21 protein-coding genes, 1 tRNA gene and 1 pseudogene are annotated in these 26,590 nt (G+C 46.0%); 11 read left to right on the top strand and 12 right to left on the bottom strand.

From position 1 onward, the window contains the following. Positions 1-10: 10 nt before the first annotated feature. From holA to ispH, 4 genes are all read right to left on the bottom strand, one after another. The gene (holA, locus tag SMSP2_RS04820; protein ID WP_186804874.1) at positions 11-1,009 is read right to left on the bottom strand and encodes a DNA polymerase III subunit delta; all 999 of its coding nucleotides are present in this window, start codon (positions 1,007-1,009) and stop codon (positions 11-13) included. An 85-nt stretch (positions 1,010-1,094) separates the two neighbouring features. After that, positions 1,095-3,668 carry a DNA gyrase subunit A gene (gene gyrA / locus SMSP2_RS04815; RefSeq protein ID WP_146682872.1) on the bottom strand — a complete coding sequence of 858 codons (2,574 nt, stop codon included), beginning with the start codon at positions 3,666-3,668 and terminating at the stop codon, positions 1,095-1,097. A 220-nt stretch (positions 3,669-3,888) separates the two neighbouring features. After that, the gene (locus SMSP2_RS04810) at positions 3,889-5,676 is read right to left on the bottom strand and encodes a 30S ribosomal protein S1 (protein WP_146682871.1); all 1,788 of its coding nucleotides are present in this window, start codon (positions 5,674-5,676) and stop codon (positions 3,889-3,891) included. 166 nt (positions 5,677-5,842) lie between these two features. Further along, a complete protein-coding gene (gene ispH, locus SMSP2_RS04805; RefSeq protein ID WP_146682870.1) occupies positions 5,843-6,673 on the bottom strand; it encodes a 4-hydroxy-3-methylbut-2-enyl diphosphate reductase in 831 nt (276 codons plus the stop codon). Positions 6,674-7,191: 518 nt separating this feature from the next. On the opposite strand from ispH, the gene nusA reads away from it, so the two are divergent. The 7 genes from nusA (at position 7,192) to ispG (ending at position 15,898) form a co-directional block, all read left to right on the top strand. Further along, complete coding sequence (gene nusA, locus SMSP2_RS04800) at positions 7,192-8,367, top strand: transcription termination factor NusA (RefSeq protein ID WP_146682869.1); 1,176 nt, start codon at positions 7,192-7,194, stop codon at positions 8,365-8,367. 56 nt (positions 8,368-8,423) lie between these two features. Continuing rightward, entirely contained in the window at positions 8,424-11,147 is a 2,724-nt protein-coding gene (gene infB, locus SMSP2_RS04795) for a translation initiation factor IF-2 (protein ID WP_186804873.1), read from the top strand. A gap of 47 nt (positions 11,148-11,194) precedes the next feature. Next, positions 11,195-11,599, top strand: a complete 405-nt coding sequence (rbfA, locus tag SMSP2_RS04790; protein WP_146682867.1) for a 30S ribosome-binding factor RbfA — start codon at positions 11,195-11,197, stop codon at positions 11,597-11,599. 64 nt (positions 11,600-11,663) lie between these two features. Next, positions 11,664-12,497 carry a hypothetical protein gene (locus tag SMSP2_RS04785; RefSeq protein ID WP_146682866.1) on the top strand — a complete coding sequence of 278 codons (834 nt, stop codon included), beginning with the start codon at positions 11,664-11,666 and terminating at the stop codon, positions 12,495-12,497. A 36-nt stretch (positions 12,498-12,533) separates the two neighbouring features. Beyond that, positions 12,534-13,286 carry a YebC/PmpR family DNA-binding transcriptional regulator gene (locus SMSP2_RS04780; RefSeq protein WP_146682865.1) on the top strand — a complete coding sequence of 251 codons (753 nt, stop codon included), beginning with the start codon at positions 12,534-12,536 and terminating at the stop codon, positions 13,284-13,286. A gap of 462 nt (positions 13,287-13,748) precedes the next feature. Continuing rightward, a complete protein-coding gene (locus tag SMSP2_RS04775; RefSeq protein ID WP_186804872.1) occupies positions 13,749-14,840 on the top strand; it encodes an NADH:flavin oxidoreductase in 1,092 nt (363 codons plus the stop codon). Between the two features lie 2 nt (positions 14,841-14,842). Further along, positions 14,843-15,898, top strand: a complete 1,056-nt coding sequence (gene ispG, locus SMSP2_RS04770; protein ID WP_146682863.1) for a flavodoxin-dependent (E)-4-hydroxy-3-methylbut-2-enyl-diphosphate synthase — start codon at positions 14,843-14,845, stop codon at positions 15,896-15,898. Positions 15,899-15,986: 88 nt separating this feature from the next. On the opposite strand, the gene SMSP2_RS04765 is transcribed toward ispG, so the two are convergent. From SMSP2_RS04765 to SMSP2_RS04740, 6 genes and pseudogenes are all read right to left on the bottom strand, one after another. After that, positions 15,987-16,406, bottom strand: a complete 420-nt coding sequence (locus tag SMSP2_RS04765; RefSeq protein ID WP_186804871.1) for a bacteriohemerythrin — start codon at positions 16,404-16,406, stop codon at positions 15,987-15,989. 66 nt (positions 16,407-16,472) lie between these two features. Continuing rightward, positions 16,473-16,955: a hypothetical protein gene (locus SMSP2_RS04760; protein ID WP_146682861.1), complete on the bottom strand. Its 483-nt coding sequence runs from the start codon at positions 16,953-16,955 to the stop codon at positions 16,473-16,475. A 2-nt stretch (positions 16,956-16,957) separates the two neighbouring features. Continuing rightward, entirely contained in the window at positions 16,958-17,527 is a 570-nt protein-coding gene (locus tag SMSP2_RS04755) for an RNA polymerase sigma factor (protein ID WP_186804870.1), read from the bottom strand. Between the two features lie 32 nt (positions 17,528-17,559). Beyond that, positions 17,560-18,480 carry a hypothetical protein gene (locus SMSP2_RS04750; RefSeq protein WP_146682859.1) on the bottom strand — a complete coding sequence of 307 codons (921 nt, stop codon included), beginning with the start codon at positions 18,478-18,480 and terminating at the stop codon, positions 17,560-17,562. A gap of 127 nt (positions 18,481-18,607) precedes the next feature. Continuing rightward, positions 18,608-19,276, bottom strand: coding sequence for a glycosyltransferase (locus SMSP2_RS04745; RefSeq protein ID WP_335621824.1), 669 nt, complete (start codon positions 19,274-19,276; stop codon positions 18,608-18,610). A 3-nt stretch (positions 19,277-19,279) separates the two neighbouring features. Then, positions 19,280-19,721 (bottom strand): annotated as a pseudogene (locus SMSP2_RS04740) (tRNA-queuosine alpha-mannosyltransferase domain-containing protein); the annotation flags it as partial. Between the two features lie 270 nt (positions 19,722-19,991). Here SMSP2_RS04740 and kdsA point away from each other — a divergent pair. Then, a complete protein-coding gene (gene kdsA, locus SMSP2_RS04735) occupies positions 19,992-20,813 on the top strand; it encodes a 3-deoxy-8-phosphooctulonate synthase (RefSeq protein ID WP_146682857.1) in 822 nt (273 codons plus the stop codon). An 85-nt stretch (positions 20,814-20,898) separates the two neighbouring features. Further along, the gene (locus tag SMSP2_RS04730) at positions 20,899-21,354 is read left to right on the top strand and encodes a hypothetical protein (protein ID WP_146682856.1); all 456 of its coding nucleotides are present in this window, start codon (positions 20,899-20,901) and stop codon (positions 21,352-21,354) included. Positions 21,355-21,413: 59 nt separating this feature from the next. On the opposite strand, the gene SMSP2_RS04725 is transcribed toward SMSP2_RS04730, so the two are convergent. Further along, positions 21,414-23,852: a GxGYxYP domain-containing protein gene (locus tag SMSP2_RS04725; RefSeq protein WP_146682855.1), complete on the bottom strand. Its 2,439-nt coding sequence runs from the start codon at positions 23,850-23,852 to the stop codon at positions 21,414-21,416. A gap of 465 nt (positions 23,853-24,317) precedes the next feature. On the opposite strand from SMSP2_RS04725, the gene SMSP2_RS04720 reads away from it, so the two are divergent. After that, positions 24,318-24,797, top strand: a complete 480-nt coding sequence (locus SMSP2_RS04720) for a DUF2202 domain-containing protein (protein ID WP_186804868.1) — start codon at positions 24,318-24,320, stop codon at positions 24,795-24,797. Positions 24,798-24,945: 148 nt separating this feature from the next. Here SMSP2_RS04720 and SMSP2_RS04715 read toward each other — a convergent pair. Continuing rightward, a tRNA-Pro gene (locus tag SMSP2_RS04715) sits at positions 24,946-25,020 on the bottom strand. A gap of 435 nt (positions 25,021-25,455) precedes the next feature. On the opposite strand from SMSP2_RS04715, the gene SMSP2_RS04710 reads away from it, so the two are divergent. Continuing rightward, the gene (locus tag SMSP2_RS04710; protein ID WP_146682853.1) at positions 25,456-26,505 is read left to right on the top strand and encodes a 2-hydroxyacid dehydrogenase; all 1,050 of its coding nucleotides are present in this window, start codon (positions 25,456-25,458) and stop codon (positions 26,503-26,505) included. The last annotated feature ends 85 nt before the right edge of the window (positions 26,506-26,590 follow it).

Below are 26,590 nucleotides of genomic sequence, written 5' to 3'. Positions count from 1 at the left end.
AGAGCTCCCTTCATCGCCGTTTCATTCGCAGGCACGCCTTTACAATGATTTGCTCAACGGCGGCTGTAAGGTCAGTCTGTCCTGTTTTGGCCTCATAATCTGTTCTGGCAAGGGCTTTAATGATTCCTGCCAGGTCACTGAACTGCCACTTTTGAAGGTTTGCCTGCCGAAGAAATTTATTCAGCCACCAGCTGCTCATTCCCATTTTAGTGCATATCTGCTGTTGAGACAATCGCTGCTGCTGAAGGTTTTTGACCCTGAACATGCGTCTAAAATGCGATGCAAGTGCTGCTACCACTGTAAATGCCGCGTCCGGGCTGGCGGTGAACATGTTTCTCAGTCTTGCTACCGCCTGTGAAGTGTTGGCCGTTGCCATAGCATCAATGACCTTGAATATGTCATATTCGCGGTTGTTTCCGGTAAGTGTCGATATATGCTCTTCGGTGATGTTTTTGTCATTGATAGCGTACACCGCAAGTTTGTCTATTTCAGAGCAGATTCTTCCGGGTTCATCGCCTGTAAACTCGACAAGCAGCTCAGCAGAACGTTTTGTCAGGGTTTTGCCGTGTTCGGATTGTGCGTACCGCAGGGCAAAATCCGCAAGCTCCCAGGGCTTTATCTCGCCGGTATCTATGGCGACGCCGCACTGGTCAACTTTTTTTGCAAGTTTTGTGTTCTTTCTCCATGTTTCAACGTGCATAATAAGCACGCCGCTTTTAGCCGGAGAGTCAAGATAGTTTTCGAGTACCGGGCGGTTATCGCTCACAAATGAATCCGCCTGCCGCACATACACCACACGCCTTGATGAAAGGAACGGCAAGGTTCGCAGTTCATCGAGAATCTCCGCGGCATCGGCTTTGGCACCTTCCACTACGAGGTAGCCCATCTCCTTTTCGTCGGGTTCGAGCAGTGAATCTATAATCGGCTCCAGCTGGCGTGAAACCAGAAATGAATCCTTTCCCGCAATCACGTATATCGGTGCGGGTTTTGTCTGCTTTTGTTTTGCCATATAAATATGAATTGCCGGCAGAGCGGGCATTGTTTTATACACCCCCAGACGGCGTGTTGCAGCCGCAGGGGGGTGTTATTTAGTTTTATTCTGTTTCCGAAGTTTCAGTTTCAGCAGTCTCAACGGTTTCGTCCGTATCTTCCTCTGAATCATCTTTGATCAGCCGTGCTATCGAGGATACAACATCAGATTCGCCGACTTTTATCATTCTAACGCCCGCTGTGTTTCTTCCGATAGTCCGCATCTGGTCCAGGCCGGTGCGTATAACGATTCCGTTTCGCGTCATCATCATAACATCGTCATCATCAGTTACCGCCAGCACGCCGACAACCTTGCCGTTACGCTCGGTAACCTTGATGTTTATAATGCCCTTTCCGCCGCGTGACTGCGTCCGGTATTCTTCCAGTTCAGTCCGTTTGCCGTAGCCGTTTTCGCAGACCGTCAGTACCGTGTCGCCGTCTTCGAGTTTTACCATGCCGACGACCTCGTCGCCTTTACGCAGGGTAATACCCTTGACGCCTCGTGATACGCGGCCTACAGAACGGACATCTGATTCATTGAACCGAATTGACATGCCGTTTGCCGTAGCCAGAAGAATGTCATCGTTTCCGCCGGTTATTTTAACGGATATAAGATCATCATCGTCATCAAGGTTAATCGCCTTGATTCCGTTGGATCTGACATTTCCGTAGGCACTTAGCGTGGTCTTCTTTATGATGCCTTTGCGTGTGGCGAATACGAGCTGCCTGTCGTCAAACGTACGGACGTTTTTAATCGACATTATTTTCTCATCGCCGAGCTCAAGCAGATTGGCGATGCTTCTGCCTTTGCTCTGGCGTGACATGCCCGGCACTTTGTAAACCTTCAGCCAGTAGCATTTGCCGTCACTTGTGAATATCATAAGATAATCGTGCGTCGAAGCCACGAAGAGGTGTTCTACAAAGTCATCGTCTTTTGAATCCGAGCCGAGTATTCCTCTGCCGCCGCGTCCTTGTTTGCGGTAAGTGTCAATAGGCATACGTTTTATGTAACCCTGGTGGCTGATGATTACCACAGTTTCCTCGTCCGCTATGAGGTCTTCTTCGTCGAGGTCTTCAAACGCGTCAGATATTTCGGTGCGGCGGCTGTCGCCGTATTTGTCTTTGAGTTCCTGCAGGTCGTCCTTTATCATATTCAGGACGAGTTTCTCGTCTGCCAGGATTGCCTGGTAACCCTTTATCTCGTCCATCAGGGCGGCAAATTCTTTTGCGAGTTTTTCTGTTTCCAGTCCGGTGAGTTTCTGAAGCTGCATTGTCAGTATGGCGTCAGCCTGCGGTCCGGTAAGGAACTGGTCCTTTTGAACCATGGTGTTGAGAAAATCTTCCGGGAGCAGATTTTTGAGCGTTGCCGTTTCAATGAGCCGCAGCGGCTTCTGCATCAGATTGACCTTCGCGGTCGGGGCATCAGGGGAAGCCTTGATCAGCTCAATTATCTCATCTATATCGCTTACCGCGAGTATCAAACCTTCAAGTATATGCGCTCTGGCTTGAGACTTGTTCAGCAGGAAACGGGTACGTCTGCGGATAACCTCTTTTCGGTGGTCAAGATATGCAATGATAAGCTGCTTGATATTCAGCGTTTCCGGGCGGCTGTTTACAAGTGCAACGTTGTTTATCGCAAAGGTTGTCGAGAGCTGGGTATAGCGGAACAGTTTGTTGATAACAACATCTGCGTTGGCATCTCTCTTTAGCTCGACAACGATTCTAAGTCCTTTTCTGTCTGACTCATCACGTACATCGGAGACTTCCGTGAGAATGCCCTCATGCACACAGTCGGCTATTTTGGAAACGATGTTAGTTTTTACAACGGTGTAGGGTATCTCGGTAACGACAATTCTCTGTTTTCCGCTCTTAGTTTCTTCTATAGTGTGCTTACAGCGGAGTTTTACGTGTCCCTTGCCGGTAGTGAATGCATCGTAAATTCCTTTTCTGCCGCATATTAAGCCTCCTGTAGGGAAATCCGGCCCGGGCAGAACATCCATCAGCTCGGCAATAGAGCAATCCGGATTGTCCATTATCATAAATGCCGCATCACATATTTCGTTGAGGTTGTGCGGCGCCATGTTTGTCGCCATACCCACGGCAATACCAGTTGAGCCGTTGATAAGCAGGTTCGGAAATTTTGAGGGCAGTACCACAGGCTCATTGCGTGTTTCATCGTAGTTGGGGATAAAATCCACCGTGTCCTGTTTGAGGTCCTGGAGCATTTCCATTGCCACGCTTGTCATTCTGGCTTCGGTGTAACGCATAGCGGCGGGGGGGTCGCCGTCGATGCTTCCGAAGTTACCCTGCGGGTCAACGAGCATACTTCTCATGCTCCAGTGCTGGCCCATACGCACCAGTGTCGGGTAAACGACACTCTCGCCGTGCGGGTGGTAGTTACCGCTTGTATCGCCGGCGATCTTGGCACATTTACGGTGTTTGCTTCGCGGGCCCAGGCTCAGGTCATTCATCGCGACAAGAATACGTCTCTGAGACGGCTTTAAACCGTCGCGTACATCGGGCAAAGCACGCGAGACAATGACGCTCATTGCGTAGTTGAGGTAAGAAGTTTTCATCTCTTCGAGAATCGGCATACTCTCGAAGGTTTCCATGACTTCTGTGTTTATTTCGTTAGACATCTAAATCTTTTAACTCCAGGTATTTGTATGGGTTTCGTCAGATTATTTAAGAAACTATCATTATATCCAAAAATGCGTTATAAGTCAAATTTATCTCTGAAATATTTACATTTGGACTGGGATTGACAACGAGTGAGGCAAAGCGGCTGCGGAAGGGCAAAGAAAAACCCGGAAAACTTTAACAAGCTTTCCGGGTTTGAAGTTCAACTGATAAGATAATTTACTGATTATCTTTTGGTGCTGAAATAAAATCGGTTCCGATATCCAGCCCGCCATCAAGACCGCCGCGGCGGCTCTGTCCGCCTGACGATGTCTGCTGCGCATCATCTGATGGGGCTTGAGGTTCGGTCTTTGCGTCTTCTGCCGCCCATTGTACACGGCGAAGGCTCAGGCCGATTTTGCGTGAATCAGTGTCAACACGCAGTATCTTGACCTCGAGTTCCTGACCGACTTCGACAACATCCTGTGGTTTATCGACTTTTTCGTCGGCAAGCTCAGAGATATGCAGCAGGCCTTCGAGATCCGGCTCAAGCTCAACAAATACACCAAAGTTGGTGATTTTTGTAACCTTGCCCTTGACGACCTGTCCAGGCATGTAAGTATCGGGTATCGCCCTGATCCAGGGGTCTTCCGTGAGCTGTTTGATGCCGAGCGAGATACGCTGTTTCTCTTCTTCAACATCAAGCACAACGCACTGGATTTCCTGTCCTTTGCTCATAGCTTCGTTGGGGTGGTTGTACTTCTTTGTCCAGCTCAGGTCTGAAACATGTATCAAACCGTCGATACCGGGCTCTATAGAAGCGAACGCACCGTAATTGGTCAGGCCGGTAACTGTTGCATTGACAACTGTTCCCGGAGGGTATTTCTGAGAAGCAATAGACCAGGGATTGACCTCGAGCTGTTTTGTGCCCAAGGATATTTCCTGTTTGTCTTTGTTGACATCAAGTACAACCGCTTCTACCTCTTCACCCTGCTGGAACATGTCTTCGGGGTGAATGATGCGTTTTGTCCAGCTCATCTCGCTGACATGGACAAGACCCTCAACGCCGTCTTCAAGACGCAGGAAGATACCGTAGTTCATGATATTTACAACGGTGCCCTTTACCTTGGAGTTTACAGGGTAGCGATCTTCCACGCTTTCCCACGGGCTTTCCTGTTTCTGCTTGAGACCCAGAGATATCTTCTCTGATTCGCGATCTACGCCGATAACGACAGCTTCGATCTCTTCGTCGAGTTTGACAACTTCTGATGGGTGCGAAATACGTCCCCAGCTGAGGTCAGAGATGTGAAGCAGACCGTCAAGGCCGCCGAGGTCAACGAATACACCGAAATCGGCGATATTCTTGACGATTCCTTTACGCAGCTGTCCAACTTCGATTTCGCTGAGCAGCTTTTCTTTGGCGCTTTGGCGCTCTTCCTCGATAATCTTACGGCGTGATACAACGATGTTTCTGTTTTCTTCGTCGATCTTGAGGATTTTACATTCAATATCCTCACCGATGAACCGGCTGATATCACCGGGTTTGCGAATGTCAACCTGCGATGCGGGCAGGAATACCGGAACTCCGATATCTACCAGCAGACCGCCTTTGATTCTGCGTGTTACGCGGCCTGTAATGATATCGCCTTCTTTGTTTGTCGTGATGAGTTTTTCCCAGCCGCGTATCCGGTCGGCTTTGCGTTTGCTCAGCGCGATAAGACCGCCGTCGGCGTCAACATCCTCTAGATAAACCTCTATTTCGTTACCCGGGACGATTTCTTCAGGGTCATCAAACTCTGAAGCATCAACATAGCCTTCGCTCTTGAGACCAATCTCAAGAATAACATCGTTGCCGATCTGCTCAACAATTCGCCCGGAAAGGATGTTGCCGGGTACAAGTGTCTGAATCTGGTCAACGATAGCTTCGCCGAGTAATTCTTCGTGCTCTTTTGTGAAGAGTTGGTTCAACTCGTTGTTGATCTCCTCTTCGGAGATTCCAAGACGTGAATAAATATTAAAATCAACCATTAAAATTTTACCTGTTACGCGAAGTTAATTTTTATAGTGCATTCTGTGCCCCGCGATCACACCAAAACGCACACTGCGCAAACACTGCACAGATTTGCAGGCCCCGGCGTACACAGCCGGATTGTACGTGCCTTGTAATTCGTTAGTTAAACAATATATTCTGATTTCATAATTTTTTGAGATTCTCAACAAACTCGTTGATCACCCAGTCGGGAGTTGACGCACCCGCCGTTACGCCGGCAGTCTGAAAACCCGAAACTATTCTTTTATCAATTTCTGACCAGTTTTGCAAATGAAATGTGTTTTTATTTTTTATTTTACACAAATCAGCGAGTTTTTTTGTATTAGCGCTGTGCCTGCCGCCAAGAACAAACATTACCTCCACCCTTCCGGCAAGCTCGACCGCCGCTTCCTGGCGTTTGGAAGCCTCTTTGCATAAAGTGTTTACTACTTTTATCTCCTTAAACCCCCGTTTCATTATCAGGGCAGTCATTTCCGCAAAGTGCTCTTTAGACTGCGTTGTCTGGCTTATGATGCCTAACTTCATGCGGTTGGGCAGTTTATCAAGCTCGCTTTCATCTCGTACGACAGTTGACTGTTTTACAGAACCTGCCAGTGCCTGCACCTCGGGATGTCCCGCATCGCCGATAATTACCACGCTGTAGCCTTCTTTTTCCAGCGATTTGGCAACTAACTGGACGTGCTTAACAAACGAACATGTGCCGTCAACAAGGTCAAGCCCGTTATCAACGATTCTTTCGAGCTGATCGGGGGTGGCGCCGTGAGAGCGTGTCAGGACGGTGCCGTTTTGGAGGTTGTCAATGTCGGAAATAGTAGTTAAGCCTTTGTCCTCAAGTGACTTGACAACGTCTGTGTTATGTATTATCGGGCCCAGGCTGTAAACCGTGCCGTTTGCTTCGAGTGTTTTATTGGCTATCTGTATTGCCCGGCGGACACCCTGGCAAAAGCCGCATTTTTCTGCTACTAATACGTTCATTTGTGTTTTTTTTCTGTTTTTTTAAATTGTATCTGTTATAAAACTGCTAAATGCAGACTGAATTTATATCAAAATAATCCTGTATAGCAAAGACAAAGATGAAAACCGCGGGCGATTCAGGTATATTAAGGTGCGATTGTCCTGCCGGGAAAGATGTTTAAGACACTAAATCTGTGAATGCGGTGTAGAGTTGGACACGGGGCTTTGGGTGGTTTAGCCCGGACGTATTTTTTGACTTGAAAGAAAAATCGCCGCGTCTTATTTTTTAGTAAAGCCCTTGTTGACATATCAGTATAGTTGCTTATAATCTTATGGAGTTTTTAATTGGAATTAACGTTATGAGAAATTTAATGTAGATTCGGATGCAGATTCTCTGCTTCAAATTAATATTACGCCCTTTTGATGGGTGGCGGGGTTAAATCCGCCCGGCGCAGTCTGTTATGATAACAGTTTATACGTAATATGAAGTGGAAATCTCCGGGTTTCCACTTTTTTTATTGTTTTAAGAAAGCAAATTGATGAATACTCAGGAAATTGTCAGAATAGTTGATAACATTGCAAGAGATAAAAATCTTGACCGCGAGTCAATTTTTTTAGACCTTGAAGCAGCGATGGTCTCCGGTGCCAAGAAGCACTATGGTGACCCTGATTGTGATGTCGTTGTTAATATCGACAGAAATAACGGCCAGATAACGGCTTACAAGGACAATGCCCCGATTGATATCAAAGAGCTCGGCCGTATCCCTGCTCAGACAGTCAAGCAGGTTATGATCCAGAAAATAAAAGCCGATGAACGGGACAGCATTTATACAGAATATGCCGAGCGCAGGGGCGAGTTGATAACCGGCACCATAACCCGCAAAGAAAGAGGCAGTGCCGTCATAAGTCTTGAGGGCAGGGCCGAGGCATATCTGCCTAAGACAGAGCAGATCCCCGGCGAGACCCACCACACAGGTGAGAGGCTCCGGGCAGTTATAGCTGATGTACGTGAAGATACAAGCCAGGTTAAAATAAAGCTCTCCAGAACTCACAGAGATTTTATACGGCGGCTCTTTGAAGCTGAAATACCCGAAATTGCCGAGGGCATTGTAGAAATACGGGCGCTTTCAAGAGAGGCCGGCTACCGTACGAAGATTGCAGTCGGCTCTAACGATGACCGTGTAGATCCTGTCGGGGCGTGTGTCGGCGTAAGAGGCAGCAGGATCAAAAATATAGTTGATGAGCTCAGCGGCGAGAAAATAGATATCGTTCCCTGGAGTGATTCATCACAGGATCTGATAACCAATGCCATCAAGCCGGCAGAATGCACGGAAATTGCACTTTGTTTCGAGCTGGGCAGGGCGACCGCTGTTGTGCCCGAGAGCCAGCTAAGCCTGGCAATCGGCAAGCATGGACAAAATGTGCGTCTCGCGGCACGTCTGACAGGATGGGATATCGATATTTTGACTCCCGATGAGTATAATCAGGAAGTTGAGGAACTGACTGAAATATATAAAGAGTTTTCAACAGGTGATGAACATTTGATCGATAAGTTCCTTGCTTTAGGCCTGCTTACGGTGCATGACATAGAAGAAGTCGGCCCGCAGCCGCTTATCGATGAGCTTGGTCTTGATCAAGACCTCGCGCAGCGTCTGGTCGATCTGGCAATAGAGACATTAAAGGCTGAAAAGTCAGGGTCTGAATCCGCTGAGTAACTTAGGATTTGTCGTAATCGTATCAGAAAATTTATAAAGATGTTCGGAGAACAGTTTTGGCTAAAACGCAATACAGAGTTCACATTCTTGCAAAACAATTAGGCGTAAAGAGTAAATCTATCGTCGAAAAATGCCAGGCAGAGGGCCTGGACGTGAAGAACCATATGTCAACATTGACCGCTGGTCAGGCGGCATCAATACGCGAATGGTTCAGCGAGGGTGAGCACACTCATGTAGTAGAAACGACAGACCGGGTAGATCTCAAAGAGGTACGCGTTGTTCCCCAGAAATCAGAGACTGAGCCCTCTGGCCAGGCCGGCACAGCCCAAGAGGCAGCTCCCGCCGGTGTGCAGGGATCAGAGCAGGCCGGATTAGAGCCTAAAGAAGCCCAACCCTCTGCCGCCGCCGAGCCCAGGGAAACTGAGGCAAAAGAAGCCGGTCAAGAGACGCAGGTTAAAGAAGAAACTGAAAAAGCAGAACCTGAGGCCGGAGAAGAACCTGAAAAAACAGATGACGACACAGCAGAAGAAAAGCCCAAAGAACCTGAGCAGGCAGAGGCCTTCAGGGTCAATATACCGCAGAAGATAGACAAGCCGGCTGCACCGGTTATGGTAGAAGTTCCCAAACCGGTCAATGTCAAACCGGCAGGTCCCCAGCTTTCTGTGCCTAAACCGGCAAAACTGAGCGGGCCAAAGGTTGTCAGGGTTGAAAAGCCGGTAGAAGACACCCGCAGCCGCCCCCGTAAACCGCGTCAGCCGAGAAGTGTTCCTGATTTCGCGGCACCGCCCACGGAAAAACTGATGGATGCGTTGAAGGATAAAAAGGGTAAAAAAGGCAAAAAGTCATCTTCCGGCCGCAGTGATGATGATAAACACTCTAAAAAATATCGGATGCGTGATATTGAAGAAAGGCGTGCCCGCCTTGCCGCGGCTCGGGGCGAGACACTCCGTTTGCGGCCTTCAAGAAAGATTGGCGGCGGCGAGAAGAAGAAATCAGAGTCTGCCAGAAAGGTTGAACGTCCCGACAAGGTTGCTGTTTCAGAGCCTATAACCGTAAAATCACTTTCGGCGTCTCTTTCAGTCAAGATCACGGATATAATCAAAGAGCTCATGAAGCAGGGAATAATGGCGACGGCTAACCAGGCTATATCTACTGATGTTGCAGAGCTTGTGGCTCTGGAATTTGGTGTTGAGCTTGTCGTAGAAGTGAAAAAGACAGTCGAAGAAGACATTGAAACCGAGTTCAAAGAGCGTGAGCGTAAAAATATTCAAAGCCGCCATCCGGTGGTAACCATGCTCGGTCATGTTGACCACGGCAAGACCTCACTGCTTGACAAGATACGTTCAGCAAGTGTTGCCGCGGGAGAGGCCGGCGGTATTACTCAGCATACCGGCGCGCATCAGGTAAATTACAAAGGACATAAGTTAACATTCCTCGATACGCCCGGCCACGCAGCTTTCACGGCCATGCGTGCCCGCGGTGCTAACATGACAGATATCGTAATACTTGTATGTGCGGCAGACGACGGTGTGATGCCTCAGACAAAAGAAGCGATAAATCACGCCCAGGCGGCAGAAGTGCCTATAATTGTGGCACTTAACAAAATTGATTTACCCGGTGTTGATGTTAATAAGATATACGGCCAGCTCGCGGAAAACGGTCTTGTGCCGAGTGAATGGGGCGGCGATACCGAGGTTGTCAAAACCAGTGCGGAAACAGGTGAAGGAATCGATGAGCTCATCGAGGCAATAGAGCTGATTGCTGAGCTTCATGAGTTGAAGGCCGACACAAAGATCCCGGCAATGGGCTGGGTTGTCGAATCGAAAATGACCCAGGACAGGGGTGTGGTGGCAACACTGCTCATAAAAGAAGGTACTCTCAAGAAGGGCGATGTTATTCTGGCAGGTATTGGCTACGGCCGTCTGCGGACAATGCGGGACAGCAGTGGAAAAGTGATCAAAAAAGCCGGACCATCGATTCCGGTAGAGGTTACAGGTCTCAGTGATGTGCCCAGTGCCGGCGATAAATTCTATTGCCTCAATGACCAGTCACGGGCAAAAGACGCTGCCGAACAGCTCAAACAGTTAGAGCGTGAGAAAACCCTAAGCCGCAGGACTAACATTACGCTGGATAATCTCTTCAGCCAGATCGAGGCAGGTAATGTCAAAGAGCTTAACCTTATCATCCGTGCAGATGTGCAGGGCTCTGTTGATGTTTTGATCAAATATCTAAGTGAGCTCAACACAGATGAAGTAAAGATAAAAATCATTCATGCCGGCGTTGGAGGCGTAACCGAGGGCGATGTCGTGCTTGCGGAGGCCTCCGGAGCAATCATTATCGGCTTCAATGTGGTTCCAGAGAACCAGGTGAAGAATATCGCCGAAGAACGCGGAGTGGATATAAGGCTTTACAATGTTATTTACAGAATAACAGAAGAGCTCAAAGACGCTATGGCCGGTATGCTTGAGCCGGATGAAAAAGAAAACATTCTCGGCAGGCTTACCGTTAGAGATACCTTCCGTGTTCCAAATGCCGGTACCATTGCCGGATGTTATGTGAATGAGGGGCTTGTAAGGCGAAATTCTCAGATTCGTCTGATACGAAACAATGTCGTAGTTAAGGACAACTGTAAAATCGATTCACTCAAACACTTTAAAGATGATGTCCGCGAGGTAAAGTCCGGCTATGAGTGCGGCATAAATATCTCCGGCTTTGACGATATCAAAGTTGACGATCAGTTTGAAGCGTACGAAATCATTAAAGTTGCCAGGACTCTTTAAAAGTTGATAACAACAGGCAGTAATGCTTTAAAATAATAGGTATCCAGATGCTTGAAAACCGGCGAAAACTTCGTATGGCAAGAATCATAAAAGAAGTGGTCAGCGATGCGATTCAAAATCATCTCAGTGACCCGCGAATCCAGGGCTTTGTCAGTGTAACCGAGGTTGAATTGACTCCTGACCTGCGTAACGCGTCGGTTCATCTGAGTTTTATACCCGAGGATACCGCGGAAATTACTCTGCGTGCGATAAAACATGCCCGCGGCCACATTCAGACTTTGCTTGCCCATGAGCTTAATATCCGTTTTTGTCCGATAATAAGTTTTCATGAAGATCTAAAATATAAAAAGGCCGGCGAAACTCTTAAAATAATTGAAAAGATAGCTGATGAGCTGCATAAAAAAGACGCCGAGCAGAATATCCAAGACCAGGATACAGAAGACATAAAATAGATCAGAGGTTGAAATGAAAGAGTCCAAAAAATATTCTCAGGTACTAAAAAAATTCATTAAAAAAATGAAATCTGAAATATCTGTTCCTCAGATAGAGCAGGAAAATGAGATAGATATTGTCGTCTGGGCGGGAATATATGAAATCGTTCCGTTTCAAGACGCACCCACAATATACTCAACCCTTCAATCACACTTCGTTGACTGGAACGATTTGCGGGTTTCACGCCACGAAGAAATCAAAGATGTACTCGGCAGCAGATGCCTTGAATCTAAATTGCTTGGAGAAAATATAAAATCCGCTCTAAACGCAATTTTTGACAAATATGATTGTCTCTCGCTGGAAATGCTGCTCGAAAAAGGCAAACGTGAAGCCAGCAGGGAGCTTGATACTCTAACGGGTATGAGCAAGTATATAATTGACTTCTTTATGTTGACGGCTATGGGGGCTCAGCACCTTCCTATGTCTAAAAGGATGTTTGATTACGTCAAATTCGCGGGCCTGGTTTATCCGGGTTCCAAAGAATCTGAGATAAAGGGCTTTCTCGAGAGACAAATACCAGTTAGCGAGCTTTACAGCCTGTACTGCTATATAAAAGCCGCCGCTGATCAAGCGGACATTGAGGATATTGAGGCTCATGCCGAAGAATCTAATAAAGCTAAAACTGCAAAAAAGAAAACTCCGTCTAAATCGAAAAAATCCTCAGCAAAGGCCGGTTCAGCCGCGAAGAAGACAGTAAAATCCGCCGCTGAAACTAAGACAGCAAAGAAGAAAACGGCAAAGAAAACAGCTACAAAAAAATCAGCAGCCAAAAAAACCGCAACAAAGAAGACAACCGCTAAAAAAACGGCACCTAAGGCCAAGTCAGCAAAGAAGAAAACAGCTGCTAAGAAGAAATAAAAAACATTAAAAATCATTTCATTTTACGAGGAACGTATGGCAGGTCATTCACATTGGGCTGGTATAAAACACAAAAAAGCCGCAAATGATGCAAAACGAGGAAGAGCCTGGAGCAAGATAGCAAAGCTGATCATGGTTGCTGCTAAAAACGGCGGCGGCGATCCGTCTTCAAATCTCCCGCTTCGTTATGCTATCGACAAGGGCAAAGCCGCGAATATGCCCAAAGATACTATCGAAAAAGCGATAAAAAAGGGCACCGGCGAACTTGGCGGCGTCAGCTATGAAGAGATTATCTACGAGGGTTACGCCCCCGGCGGAATAGCTGTTATGGTTGAAACTCTGACCGATAATAGAAACCGCACCGGTCCGGAAGTCAAGAAATTGTTCGAACGCCGCGGCGGCTCTATGGGCACCAGCGGCTGCGTTAGTTATATGTTCAGCAGCAAGGGTGTTATCACCGTTTCCGCAGAGTCTGTGGACGAAGATGAGCTTATGGATACTGCTCTTGGAGCAGGAGCCGAGGATATGCAGAATCTGGGTGAAGTGTATGAAATCACCTGCGCACCTTCAGAGTTTGACGGGCTGAAAAATGCCATTACTGAATCAGGTATAGAGCCCTTGTCCGCAGAGTTGGCAATGGTTCCCCAGAACACCATCAAGGTTTCAGATGTATCCGCGGCGGAGAAGATACTTAATCTCGTCGAGGACTTTGAAGACCATGATGATGTTCAAAATGTGTATTCAAACTTCGATATTCCGGATGAAATCCTTGAAAAGCTGAATAACTAAGGATTTATAAAAGATATGTCTCAAAACGGGCATCGCTGCCGGCGGTGCTCGTCCTATCTTTTATTATGGCATAGGTTTGACGGGACAAAAACGAAGACGGGCTGGGCTGTTTAATTCGTTCCATATCGGTGTTCGCGATAACATTGTAGAGCAAATTCACGAATTTGATCCAAACAACGCCGCTGACGTTTTTCCAGATTCTTACCAACCAACCCCGTCCAATCAGTCCATTCAGTTCCCCAATTCCCAATTAGACCTCTGGCAGAATCACAAAAAAAACCAACAAAAACCTGTCAATCCTGTAATCCTGTCAAAAAAACATTTGGTAGTGTCAAGGAAGTTTCGCACATTTTCCGGGGTTATCTGGGTTTATTCTTGATTTTACATCTCAAAATACTAATCTTATCGCCCTTTTGTTGAATTAAGATTATAATGCAGTTTAATATAGAGAGAAAAATAACAATGAAAAAACTTATTGAAAAAACAACTCTGGGCGGTGTCAATGTAGCAAATCGTTTTGTTCGTTCGGCCACGTGGGAAAACATGGCTGAATATGACGGCAGCGCCACTGAAAAATTAACCGGCCTCTTTGTTGATTTTGCAAAGGGGGGCGTAGGTATGACTATAACAGGTTTTGCCCGGATTACAGAAGATGACCTCGTTGCTCCCCGTATGATAGGTATGCACGATGATCAATATATAGACGGTTATGCAGAGCTGACAGACCGTGTTCATGCCGCGGGCGGCAGGATTGCCGTACAGCTGGCAGCCGGCAGTTCTCAGACAAAGTACAGGGCCCGCCGCCGCAGAATGACAGGTCCCTCCGCGGTCGAGGACAAGATGTACCGCGTAGTTCCCGAAGAGATGAGCATGGACGATATAAAAGCCCTTAAAACTGCTTTTGCTCAAGCCGCACTCAGGGCAAAAAAAAGCGGCTTTGACGCCGTCCAGCTCCACGCGGCTCACGGCTATATGCTGAGCAAGTTTCTAAACCCCCATTACAACCGCAGAACCGACCGCTACGGCGGCCCGATAAAGAACCGCGCCAGGATACTTTACGAACTTTATGATGAAATACGCGGAAAATGCGGGGATTTCCCCTTATATATTAAGATTAACAGTCGGGACTTTAACGGTGATGATGCCGAAATGTCATTTGAGGAATCGCTTTCTGTCTGCTGCCGGCTTTCTCAGCTGGGAATAGACGCTATTGAAGTCAGCGGCGGCACAGCGGGCTCGCCCGAGGCGCAAAGGCCGATACGCAATGCCCGCAAAGAGGCTGACCAGTCCTATTTTTTCAATGAAGCAGCGGTTGTTGCCGCGGCAGTGGAGAGTGATGTTATATCTGTCGGCGGCCATCGTTCCTTTGAGTGGATGCAGGAAAAACTCCACGAAACAGAGGTGGGCTTTTTCTCAATGAGCAGGCCGTTTACATGTGAGCATGACCTGGTAAACCGCTGGCAGAAGTACCCAAACTACAAACCCATGTGTATCAGCTGTAATAAGTGCTGGTCGCCGCACGGGACGAGTTGTATCTTAAATGAGAATAAATAAACATGATAAAACGCAGAAAAACATTAACGGTAATGGTTGGCGATGTCGGTATCGGCTCGAAACATCCGGTAGTCATACAGTCTATGACCAATACCCTTACGACAGATGTCGCAGCAACTCTTAGCCAGGTCAAAAAACTCGCCGCGGCGGGCTGCCGGATAGTCAGGGTTGCAGTTCCCACTGAACATGACACAAAGGCGCTCAAACAGATTATAGACAGGGCGCCCGTTCCGATTGTCGCGGATATTCACTTCTCGCCGGCACGGGCTGTCGAAGCAATAGAAGCCGGTGCGGCCAAAATACGCCTTAATCCGGGCAATATAAAGGACAAGAACGACCTGAATCGAATAATTGACTGCGCCAAACAGCATAAAATCGCTATCCGAACCGGTGTCAACGAGGCGAGCATACGTGATCTGAAAAATGACACGCCGCCGGACGGGCGAGTGCCGCTGATGCTTCGTGAGCTGACCGGCTACGTTCGCCTTTTTGAAAAGGGCGGCTTTGCAAATCTTGTGCTCAGCGCAAAGAGCACTGATCCGGTACGGACGATTGAGATCAACCGTGCAATATCCGAAAAGTTTCATTATCCTGTCCATATCGGTCTGACCCACGCCGGCCTGCCCGAACACGCAAGGATTCCTACGGCTGTTGTTCTTGGAACCCTGCTTTCAGAGGGCATAGGCGATACGATTCGTGTGAGCCTGGCAGGAGATCCGGTTAAAGAGCCGCAGATGTCGCTTGAAATACTCCAGTCTATCGGACTGGCCCGGAGAGTACACCCCGAGCTGACGGTCTGCCCGACGTGCGGCAGGTGCCAGACAGATGTTATAAAACTTGCCAGGACAATAGACAAAGAGATAAAAAAGATCAATAAACCTCTCAAGATAGCTGTGATGGGCTGCGTGGTCAATGGCCCTGGAGAAGCGGCTGATTCTGACATTGCCGTCTGCGCGGGCAAAAACAAGGGATTCATTTATAAAAACGGTAAAAAAGTTGCTTCTGTCCCCGAGTCTCAAATCGCTGAAACACTTTTCAAAATGATTGAGCAATTTTAGCTTTTTAGGGCCTTGTTGCTCTGAATCGCTGTTATGCAATTATCTCGCATAATCTCAATTTATAGAAAAGCGGGTTTGGCAGGATGAATTATTGCCTGCCCAGACCCTTTTCATTGAGAAAAACGGCGAGTTTGGCGTCAACAGTCTTTATGTGTTTTCGCAGCCAGTTGACAAGCATAGTGTTGACAGCTTCCGCCAGTTCACGCGTTGGCCCGTCTTCAAGAAAATCCCTGATAAGTTCCTTTATTGTCTCGACAAACTCTTTATGCTGCTGCCGGTGGGCTTCAAGGTCGGGATACGCCATTTCACGCATGTGGGACTCTTCTGCGTTAAAATGAAAATCAGAGTATTCAAGCAGAAAATCCAGCATATCTCCGATCTTCTCCGGGCCTCTGTCCGCCTCGACGGCTTTGGAAATGTCATTAATTTTTTCCAGCAGCATTTTGTGCTGCTCGTCTATAAATTCAACGCCCGTTGAAAGGCTGTTGTCCCATTCTATTTTTGCCATTAGTATCTCCATCACTAATACAATATATAATTCAATAATAAATCATACCATTGTAAAGGAGATAAATCAAGGCTTAGAATTATTATTTGTCATCTGGGCGCCGGATTCAGATGCTTCAAGGGGTATTTGGCCGGGGATGCAGTCCAATATTAAATTTACGGTACCTCGCAGATCCTGCTGTATCTGGTCTAATTCATGTTTAACGATAAATTCAGGAGAACCGGTAATGGTTGAGAGCCGGTCTCTGAAATGTATGGAGAGACCCGTGAAGGTCTCCGCGGCTATATCACGGGCTCTGGCCTCTGTATGTTTAGAATGTATAAATACAGCTAAGACAGCAATTAACAATATTGCTGCCGCCGTCATCCCGTATCGCAATTGAAAGGATTTGTGCGGATAAGAAACAGAATTTTCTGTAAAATCAGTTTCATCAAGGTACCTTTGTACTGCTCTGCTGCGAATCCTTTCGAGTGTGTGCTCTGGTATCTGAGGCCCTTTTTCTCTAAGCTGTTTTTCAATCTGTTCGATTGCCCTGTTTTTGGAAAACATGACTAAATCCTTTCGACGCTAACCTTTTTTTTGACGCACCATTTTTGGCCGGAATTATCTGCCTTGGCGTTTTTTAATATTGTAGCCAGTTTGTTTCTGCTTCTGTGCAATGAAACCCGCACCCATACATGTGTTCTGTTCATGACTTTGGCTATTTGTGCTGTGCTCATTTCTTCCTTATAATAAAGCCACAAGACTGTAAAACTTTCATTGCCGATTTTTCTGGCGGCACCCCATATCCAGTCGTTATCTGGTGATTCATCTTGATTAGAGATTAAATCTGAAACCGAAACATCAGCCAGGCTCACTGTTCGTTTTTTGCTATAATTGGAAATTGTTACTCTGTAGGCTATGGTAAAGAGCCATGTGTGGAAAGGATATTTATCGTCAAACGTGTCAATATATTGTAACAACCGAAGAAAAGTGTCCTGTGCTATGTCCTCTGCATCGTGAATGTTGTTGGTCCTTGCCGCTGCGTACATTGTAATTCTTCGGAGGTAGCGGTTCATGATTTCATCAAAAGCGGCCCGGTCACCGTTGGCGGCGGCACGGGCCAGCTGTTTGTCTGTCATGTCACAATGATTTTGCATTGAGTAACAATTAACTACTTATTCATAAATTTGCAATTATTCATCATCATATCAAAAATATCTGCTGATGGATAATCAAACCGTATTGTTACCAGTTCTCCAACCAGTTGTACCTGAGTCTTTTCAAGCAGTGAGATAACATCCGGATTTTGGCTGTGTCGGAGGTTTATAAAAGATTTAATGCCGGATACAACCTCTTTTATCTGTTCTGCGGCCGGCAGAGAATTAGCTTCAAGAGCGATATCTAAATATACGTTCTGGTCAGTCTCGTTTAGGGTCATCAGCATCTGTTTAGAGTTCTGGGCGATTGCTCTGTTGGTCTTCCCTCGGCTGATTGTTGAGAGTTCGACCGCCGCGACCAGCAATATCGGATTTTCGGTTTTAGAAGCTAGTATGGCCAGAGGGGCTGCCGAGATGGTTTCGAGAGAATCTTTTTCATTATGGAGCAGATCAATAAAATCCTCAACCTGTTTTTGGCTGTCTGATATTACTATAAGATCATCCAGAGCGAATATTCCAGTCTTAATATGATCTGTTTTGTCATCAAGCCAGTGGTAAAGCGTATAATCTCTGTAGGCGCCCTGGTTGTATTTTTCATTTTCTTCGAGAATTGAGATCAGCTTTTCCTTGTTGTAGCGGGCGTAGATAAGTGCCACAGCGTTTTCCTGCTCTTCGTCTAAACCGTAAACGGTTATGCCTGTAAAATCAGTTGTCGGGTCACTGCCAATGGCTTTTGTAATTGCATCAATTTTTTTCTGGTGTTTTTCTGAAAATTCATTGATAGCCAGACTCCATATTTCGCTTCCCCTGAGCCGTTCCAGGTCGGCATGGACAACCCACCGTGAGTCCGCAGGAACATGGTTTTTCTCCAATGGTGCCGAAATACATAAAACACATGTAAGTAAAGAACATACAATAAATAATGCAGGTTTCATTTCTTGACCTTTCTAAAAAGTGTAGATATTAATTTTTGGCATCAAAGCTCTAATGCTGTTTGCCTATATATATTCTCCACTTTACAGGATTGTTACAATATTTATTTGTTTTGTGTCAGTTTTGTAATTAAAGACATTCAATTTTATCGTCGAGCTTCGGGGCTCGGTTTTCCCATAAGAACCTTTTAAGCATATCTTTAACTCTTTGCGGCGAGCCGTTCCAGATACAGCCGTTCTTTTTTGCTTTCGCTAATTTTTCTAAACGTTTTGCGAGCATTTTTGGTGAGCCGTCATAAAAAAAGTCCCGTTTATTTTCCCCGATATCAGCCCTGAAAAGCTCAGGGTACGCAAGTCGCTGGGGCAAAATGGGATAACCGCCGGCAAGAGCCGATTCCACACAGCCAAGTCCAAAAAATTCATGCATTGCTGTCGAAACGAAAACATCCGCCCAGCTTAGCACCTTTGCGTACTCTGAAGGATCGCTGATGTGTCCCCAGAATTTAATCCTGTCTGAGTATTTCTCTTTTGCCGCGGCAAAGATTTCCGGAACATCTCTAAAAGACTGGCCTATGACAGCAAGTTCAAAGGGCGTGTCTGTTTTATTGAGCATATCTATTGCCGCGAAAAAATCTTCCGGATTTTTGTCGTGTTCCCATCTGGCGGACCATAAAATCCTTAAAGGCTCACTGCTTTCAGGCTGACTGTGATCATATTCGGCGATAGAAGTGCCAAGGTGCTCCACAGTGCTTTGAGACATTTTTTCTTCAAATTCCCGGATAAACCGGTTGTCCGGCATTTTTCGAAGCATTTTGACTGCTCCCTGAAGAAAATCTTTGCGGTGAAATTCTGAGTTGAACCATACAAAATCTGCCGCCAGTGTGCTTGTAATATTTGTGATTCCAAACTGATAATCGCGTTCATCTTCAAATCGGTATGGATATGTAATCTGGTTTTCGAAAATAAAGAAGGGCGGGTATATTTTGTATCTCTTGTCTCGCCAGGCCGAGAAACTCAGCAAGATTCAGCATACTGCTGCAGAATATTATGTCAAAATCAATGGATTTTGCGGGTAAGTTTTTAAGCTGCCGGGCAAATGTGACCGCGGCACCTCTCATTCGCCATTTCCATTTGTGCGGACCAAGCCCCATGACATGCCAGTCATGGCGGCTGTTGGCAATCCAACCGTCAAGAAAGGCTTTATGGCTGCCGCCATAGTATGGCTCTATTGCGAGAATTTTCATCTTTGATCTAAATAATTAAACAAACAGGTTATTGCAGACTTAATTTATCACTGTATCACTAAAATAACAATAAACATCTATTTGATAAAGACTTATTAAAAAAATACAAAAGTTTTCCACGCCTGGCATTCTTTTGTCAATCCGTATTTTGAATCACAAAATCTTTATTTGTATTGCAATTACAATCGCAAGTAATTAACATAAATACACTTAAATTGTTTATTCGGTTTTTCTACATTATATTTATTTTATCACTTTTTGGAAATTTTTATGAGCGTCTTGTTCAATATCAATGATATACCCGTAGGCCTGGATCAGCCGTTTTTCGTTATGACCGGTCCATGTGTTATAGAAAGCAGGGATCTTTGCCTTGAGATAGCTGATCGGCTTGTGGATTTGCGAGAATCTACGGGCGTAAAATTTATTTTTAAAGCGAGCTTTGACAAGGCAAACCGCACAAGTATTCACAGTTTCCGGGGGCCGGGCCTTGAAAAGGGGCTGAGAATTCTTAAAGATCTCAGAGAGCATACCGGCTTGAGTGTAATGACCGATGTTCATGAGCCGTCTCAGGCGGCTCCATGCGGTGAAGCTGTCGATCTGCTTCAGATTCCTGCATTTCTCTGCCGCCAGACAGATCTGCTGGCCGCCTGCGCAGAAACGGGTAAACCAGTCAGTGTGAAAAAGGGGCAGTTTGTCTCACCGGCCGAAATGGCCAACGTGGTGGGAAAATTGCAGGAGTCCGGAACAAAGAAAATTCTGCTTTGTGAAAGGGGCAGCTTTTTCGGCTACAACCGCCTGGTCAATGACATGGGGGCCATAGCTGATATGCAGTCGTTGGGGTATCCGGTCATATTCGATGCTACTCACAGCACACAAATGCCGGGGGGACTGGGGAATTCAAGTGCCGGAGCCCGCGAGAAGGCACCGATTCTGGCAAAAGCGGCTGTTGCGGCAGGGGCAAATGCCCTGTTCATAGAAATTCATCCGCGGCCTGATGAGGCACTTTGCGACTCTGCCTGTATGATGCCGCTGGAATGGGTAGAAGATACGGTGAAAAAATGCAGAGATATTTTCAGTTTGATCAGAAGTTAAGTTTAATTGCATAATTATCTGTTATTACGCAAATTAGATGTCTTATTAAGCGGTCTCTGTTCTCGTTTAGCTTTTTGGCAAGAATATGAAAATTGATAAAAACAAAATTTTCATTCTGTTCCTGGCTTTCAATTACGCAGCCCTTACAGCATCTCTGCTCGGAATAGCAGTGTCAGATACCGTTGAAGCGGTTTTTATCAAGCGAATATTCATTGTTATTGCTTTTTTCGCGGCGGTTTGGCTTTGCAGAAACTTCCATGTTCGGCTTATGCCCCAAAGAGGCCGCTTGAAGTCGGGCAGATTCGCAGCGGCATTGCGGTTTTTCACATACCTTGTTACAATCCTTGCCGCGGTTACGTTTGTTTCACCATACTGGATATATGAGTCGAGTGCCGGCTGGATTCAGTTAGTCGGTATTTTTGTCGTTGCCGTTGCCGGGGCAGCGGATTTATTGGTTACCGCTGTGCTTTGGTCGCCGCTGAAACTGCCGGCAGAATCGCTCATAAAAGACGAAGAAGCTGTAAAAGAGATTTCAGGCTAAACCGCTTACACCCAGGCGGCAAGTGCGTTCTTAGCTCAATATAGCTATTTCCTTATGGTTTACTCTTTGACGGCGTCTGACTGTTTATGCTGCGAGTACAAGTCAGCGAGTTGAGAAGGAGTAACAAGTACCATGTCTTCATCCATCTGATCGACGAAATCTCGTTTGGCAATACTAATCGATTCAAGCGTCCAGCAGTGAGCCATAGCGTTTACAAATGCAGGGCGGTGGTCTCCTACCTGCTGCCTGACATCTTCAATAAATCCTTTTGGGCCTTTGTCCCACGTAGTATGGCATCTGAAAACCGGCATATTATCAAGCGTGTAAGTGAGATTTTCATAGCCGCTGAAGCCTGAATACCTGCCCATATCAGCAAATACCGAATGCATGAAGTCGAGATGATTTATGTATGTACGAAGGCTCTCGTCTCCGCCGCCGACTGTGCGAAGAGTCTTCATGTCAGTTAATTTAAGGTATTTGCCTGTCCAGTCCAAGAATCCCTCGTAAACGCCGGTTTTGTCTGCAAATCTTAAAGCATAATCGTCCGGCCGCATGTATCCGATTCCCGAAACGTCAGATATAAATTCGGTTGTCGGGGCGGCATTTTCGTAATACCATTGTGCTACAGCGGGCTGGAGGTCATAAATGGCAGGCCCCATGCCGAAAGAAAACGGAAAATCGCCATAGTGTTTGTCTTCCACGTAATTTTTGAAATAGGTCAGCCAGAGATTCTGATTGTCTCCGTCTGAGCATACAAGCGATATGTAAATCTTGTCATTTTCGAGTTTTGGAGCAGGCGGCTGTTTCCGCTGCTTTAGAGGGCCGGTTACAACACCGCTTGTAATGCAGAGGTTTGGCAGATGGTCGGTACAGACCAGGCTCTTGCCGAAACCGCCGCAAAAACTCGTGCCTCCGACCTCTCCGAGGCCGACGCCTTCACCGTTCCAGGGGAATCCGAGCATAGCTGTGTTTGGCGCGGTTTCTGCGAATATACGCTCCATTACCTGTGTTTCGGCTATTGGGTCAGCGCCCGGCAGAACAGCATCTTTGGGGCCGGCAATCCAGAACATCAATGCTTTCCATTGTATATCATAGGCAAAGGCTGTGTTTTGAAAGCGGCTCTCGTGGATGACATCGCAAAGATGCCTGCTAAGCTGGTCTGAGTAGTTGTTCCAGACCCAGCTCATTCCCTCGGCATAGGTCTCGAATTTCCCCCGAAGATCCATTTTGATGTCTATATTCAGTTCCTCGGCAATAAGCTCGTTTACAATTATAAAGTCTTCACACGCCGCGGCGTTAGCCGCGATGATATTGCCGCGGTAAAGTTTATCATCGGGTATTATGCCGCCTTTAAAACTGGCGGAGAATTTTTTGAAAAGGCTTTTCCAGTCTTTAACGTACTCAAATGAATCGATATAGCCTTTTTTCTTGTGTACATCAAGCCAGAAGTCCCCGTTCTCTTCTGATAGGCTCAGCCATATTTGCGGTCTTTCGCGGCTGGTAAGCCCCTGAAGACATGCCAGAGCGATACGCTCGTCTGCCCGGAGTGTATCAATATCGACGGCAAGAATATGCTCTGCCGGTTTTTTGGATTTAGGTAAAAATGTATTGCCCCACGGCCTTGGCTCTTTATATGGAGTAAGATTGTTTTCAGACTGTGACGGTGCATCTTCGCCGTCAACTTTTGTTAATACAGCTTTGTACTGGTCTTCACTGATATGACTTTTTTCCCGCAGCATGTAGGCTGCGCCGCGGGCAAGTGTCTGCCTGAGGAAGTAGTAGTCTTTTTCATGAAGCTGATTTGCGGTCTGTCCCAGCCATAAAGTCATCGCTCCTTTGAACATAGGGCATTCATGTTTTATGATCGCAGTTGCCGGCGCCCATTTCTCGGCACCGAGACGAGTTTCGACAATAGGAATAACCTCATCTTCCTTTGCGAGAGTGTCAACACGAAGATGCTGTACCCACTGGTTGATTTTAGGAAGCGTGTGTGTTTTTAGCCCCAGAGGGTTGTTTTCTGCAATGCGGAGTTCGTTTATTGCGGTGGCTGGGTCGCCGAAGTTGCCCGTGCCCATGCCTTTCTTGTCGTGATGGACATAATCAATGTGGCCTAAATCATGCCAGGTGTTTCTCTTTTTCTCTGCGGGGTGGGTAAATGGGATTCCATTGACGACAAGGCAGCCTCCGTTAGTATGAAAATCTCTTAGATTTTCATAACCGGTTAGCGGGAAAGCATTTCCGTAGGCCAGTATAATTATCGTGAAATTATCTGTATTAAAATAACTCTTGTCTGCCATTTTTTGAACATCAATTTCTACGCTGTCAATACCGTACTCAGCCAGTATATCCTTAATCCGGTGAGGCAGGAGTGTGGGTTGGCCGGCAAAATTGATCATGTCCTTTTCAACTAAAACAGCTATTTTGGGTGTTTCTGCTGCGGAAAACCCCGAAAAAATAATAAGTGAGCAAAAAGCAAACAATTTTATTAACAATTTCATTGCAGATCCTTAAAACAATATTAGCATTTATAAAGTTCACATATTCTACAAAATTACCGAACCTTTACAATGCAAATAAGTACGGAAAATAAAAGAATTAGTTTCACAGTAAACTGGCGGCAGGTTTAGTTTTTTTGTGACAAATTCTGATATGGATAGTTGGGCTTTACTTTTTTTAGCCGCGTTGGCCCGACAGCAGGTAGATAGCCTGTGTGTCTCTTATAAGACTTTGCTGAAAAAGACTTTACGTCTGTAATAAATAATAGCAAAGAGTTGAGATAACTGTTGGTGAAACCTGTTAAAAATTATTGGTTTTAATATTTTATTTCTATGATTGACATCTGTGATTTTTTATTGTATAATTGATTCGGGTATCAAAACTGTAATAAAGTTTTATTTAAATGAGGTAATAATATGAGTTTCAAACCTCTTAAAATTACAGTTTATGTACTATTGTGCTTATGTATGTCTTTAATTTCAACTGACGTTTATGGAAGTGGTGCGCTTTCTGAAGCAGAATCCAAAGCAGTCACTACCGCAATCAATACGTCCAAGCTGGGATTTGACGTATATCTTGAATTTTTCAAAGTATGGGACAAGCAGGTCTTTGCCAGCACCAGTGTAGCCCAGAAAAGGAATATGTCTGCGGTTGCTTCCTTAATGGACAGTTATGACATGGATATTCCTTTAGATCCGAATGCTCCGGGCAGTTTTTCACTGCCGGGCTATTCTGCTATGTACCACGGCTACATATCGAGTGGGTCGGCGTCTCTGGAAGATGCCTACCGTGCCGCTGTAGATGTGGAGACGCTGTGCATTGATGAGATCAGCGGGCTGCTTAGAGACCCTCATGTATCTACTCCGGCGGTAAGGCGGCTTCTTAACAAGCTGTTAAGTACGTCCCAGGAAAATTTAGATAGATTTACGAAACTTCTAAGCCAATAGTTTAAGCTGCAGAGAATGCTTTTGCACCATGCGGCAAGTTATGGCGTAAATAGTGCGTATTTCTGCCTGGAAAATTTTCAGAAGTGCCGGTTACGGTGCATTTAGATTTTATAAACAGAATGGTTGTGAACCTTCTTGTTTATTAAAATCGGGGTGGAGGGATTTGAACCCCCGACCCCCTGCTCCCAAAGCAGGTGCTCTAGCCAAGCTGAGCTACACCCCGGTTTTAAAGATTTAGGATTCTACTCAATGCGGTTGTGTTTGCAAGCAGAAATTACCAAAGAAGCATAAAAACTCGCGGTTTTATCCGATTTTGCGGCTTTTGACGCAGAAAACAGGTTTTTACCGTGTATATTACGGCACACCTAAGAGAGTATTTCCTAAATATCATAGAGGGCTAAACTTAATTATGGTTTCGTTTAATGTAATCCAGAGATTTTGTTTTCTGGGCAGGTTTACAGTGTCTCCAGTTTTCATTCCTTAGCGGCTTAATGTTGCGGTGCAAACCAATCAGGCAGTATGCTCGCTTGACAAGCATAAAGATTTTGCTACGATTACGCTGCATGGTATGTGGTTCACCGCTGCAACCTTGATGAATCTTTGGCGGCAGTTTTAACGCTCAGTAAATAAAAGTGTAAGTCAGAAATGAGGCCCAACAATGACTAATCCTAAAAAAATAGCTTTTTTTGATGCCAAACCCTACGACAAGCGATCATTTGATGAGGTCAACAAGGATTACGGCTTCGATATCAATTATTTTGACGCTCACCTTGATGAGAACACTGTCGAGCTAAGCCAGGGTTTTGACGGTGTTTGCGCGTTTGTTAACGACACGTTGAATAAAAATGTCATCGACCACCTAAATGAGCACAAAATTGGTGTAATCGGCCTTAGATGCGCCGGTTACAATAATGTAGATTTCAAGGCCGCCTACGGCAAAATTCATGTCCTGCGTGTTCCGGCGTATTCACCTTATGCTGTCGCCGAACACGCCGCGGCTCTGATTCTGGCGCTTAACCGCAAGACGCATCGGGCTTATTATAGAACCCGTGATGCGAATTTTTCGATTAACGGCCTCATGGGTTTTGATTTGCACGGCAAGACAGCGGGCATTGTCGGTACCGGCAAGATAGGCAAATGCCTGATATCGATACTAAAGGGTTTCGGCATGAGGGTGCTTGCGTATGACAAATTTCCCGATAAGGATTATGCCGAAAAAGAGGGGATAAATTACGTCTCATTCGAAGAGCTTGCAAGTAAATCGGATATAATATCTCTGCATTGCCCCCTTAACGAAGAGACAGAGTGGCTTATAAACAAAGAGTCTATCAACCGCATGAAAGACGGAGTAATACTTATAAACACCGGCCGCGGCAAGCTGATAGATACTCAGGCGCTGATAGATGGGCTCAAGTCTGGGAAAATCGGCAGTGCAGGTCTCGATGTTTATGAGGAGGAAAATCAGTACTTTTTCGAGGACAGGTCGGCTGAGGTTATATCTGACGATGTGCTTGCCCGTTTGCTGATGTTTCCCAACGTTCTGGTAACGTCGCATCAGGGTTTTTTCACCAAAGAAGCCGTGAAGAATATTGCCGAGACAACATTAGGCAACTTTAAAGAGTATTTTGAAGGCGGCTACTTAAAGAACGAAATCTGCTATAAATGCGACCAGCACTGCAGAAAAAAAGATGGAAAACGCTGTTTTTAAAATTATCTGCTTGCAAAAAAATAGAAACCTTTAAAATGTCAAATGTCAAGTAATTGTCAAAAGCTATAATTTGCATTTTGAGGTA

The organism is Limihaloglobus sulfuriphilus, assembly GCF_001999965.1.
Lineage (GTDB): Bacteria > Planctomycetota > Phycisphaerae > Sedimentisphaerales > Sedimentisphaeraceae > Limihaloglobus > Limihaloglobus sulfuriphilus.
The sequence above is the reverse complement of the archived record's forward strand: the minus strand, read 5'-3'. Positions and strand labels throughout refer to the sequence as shown.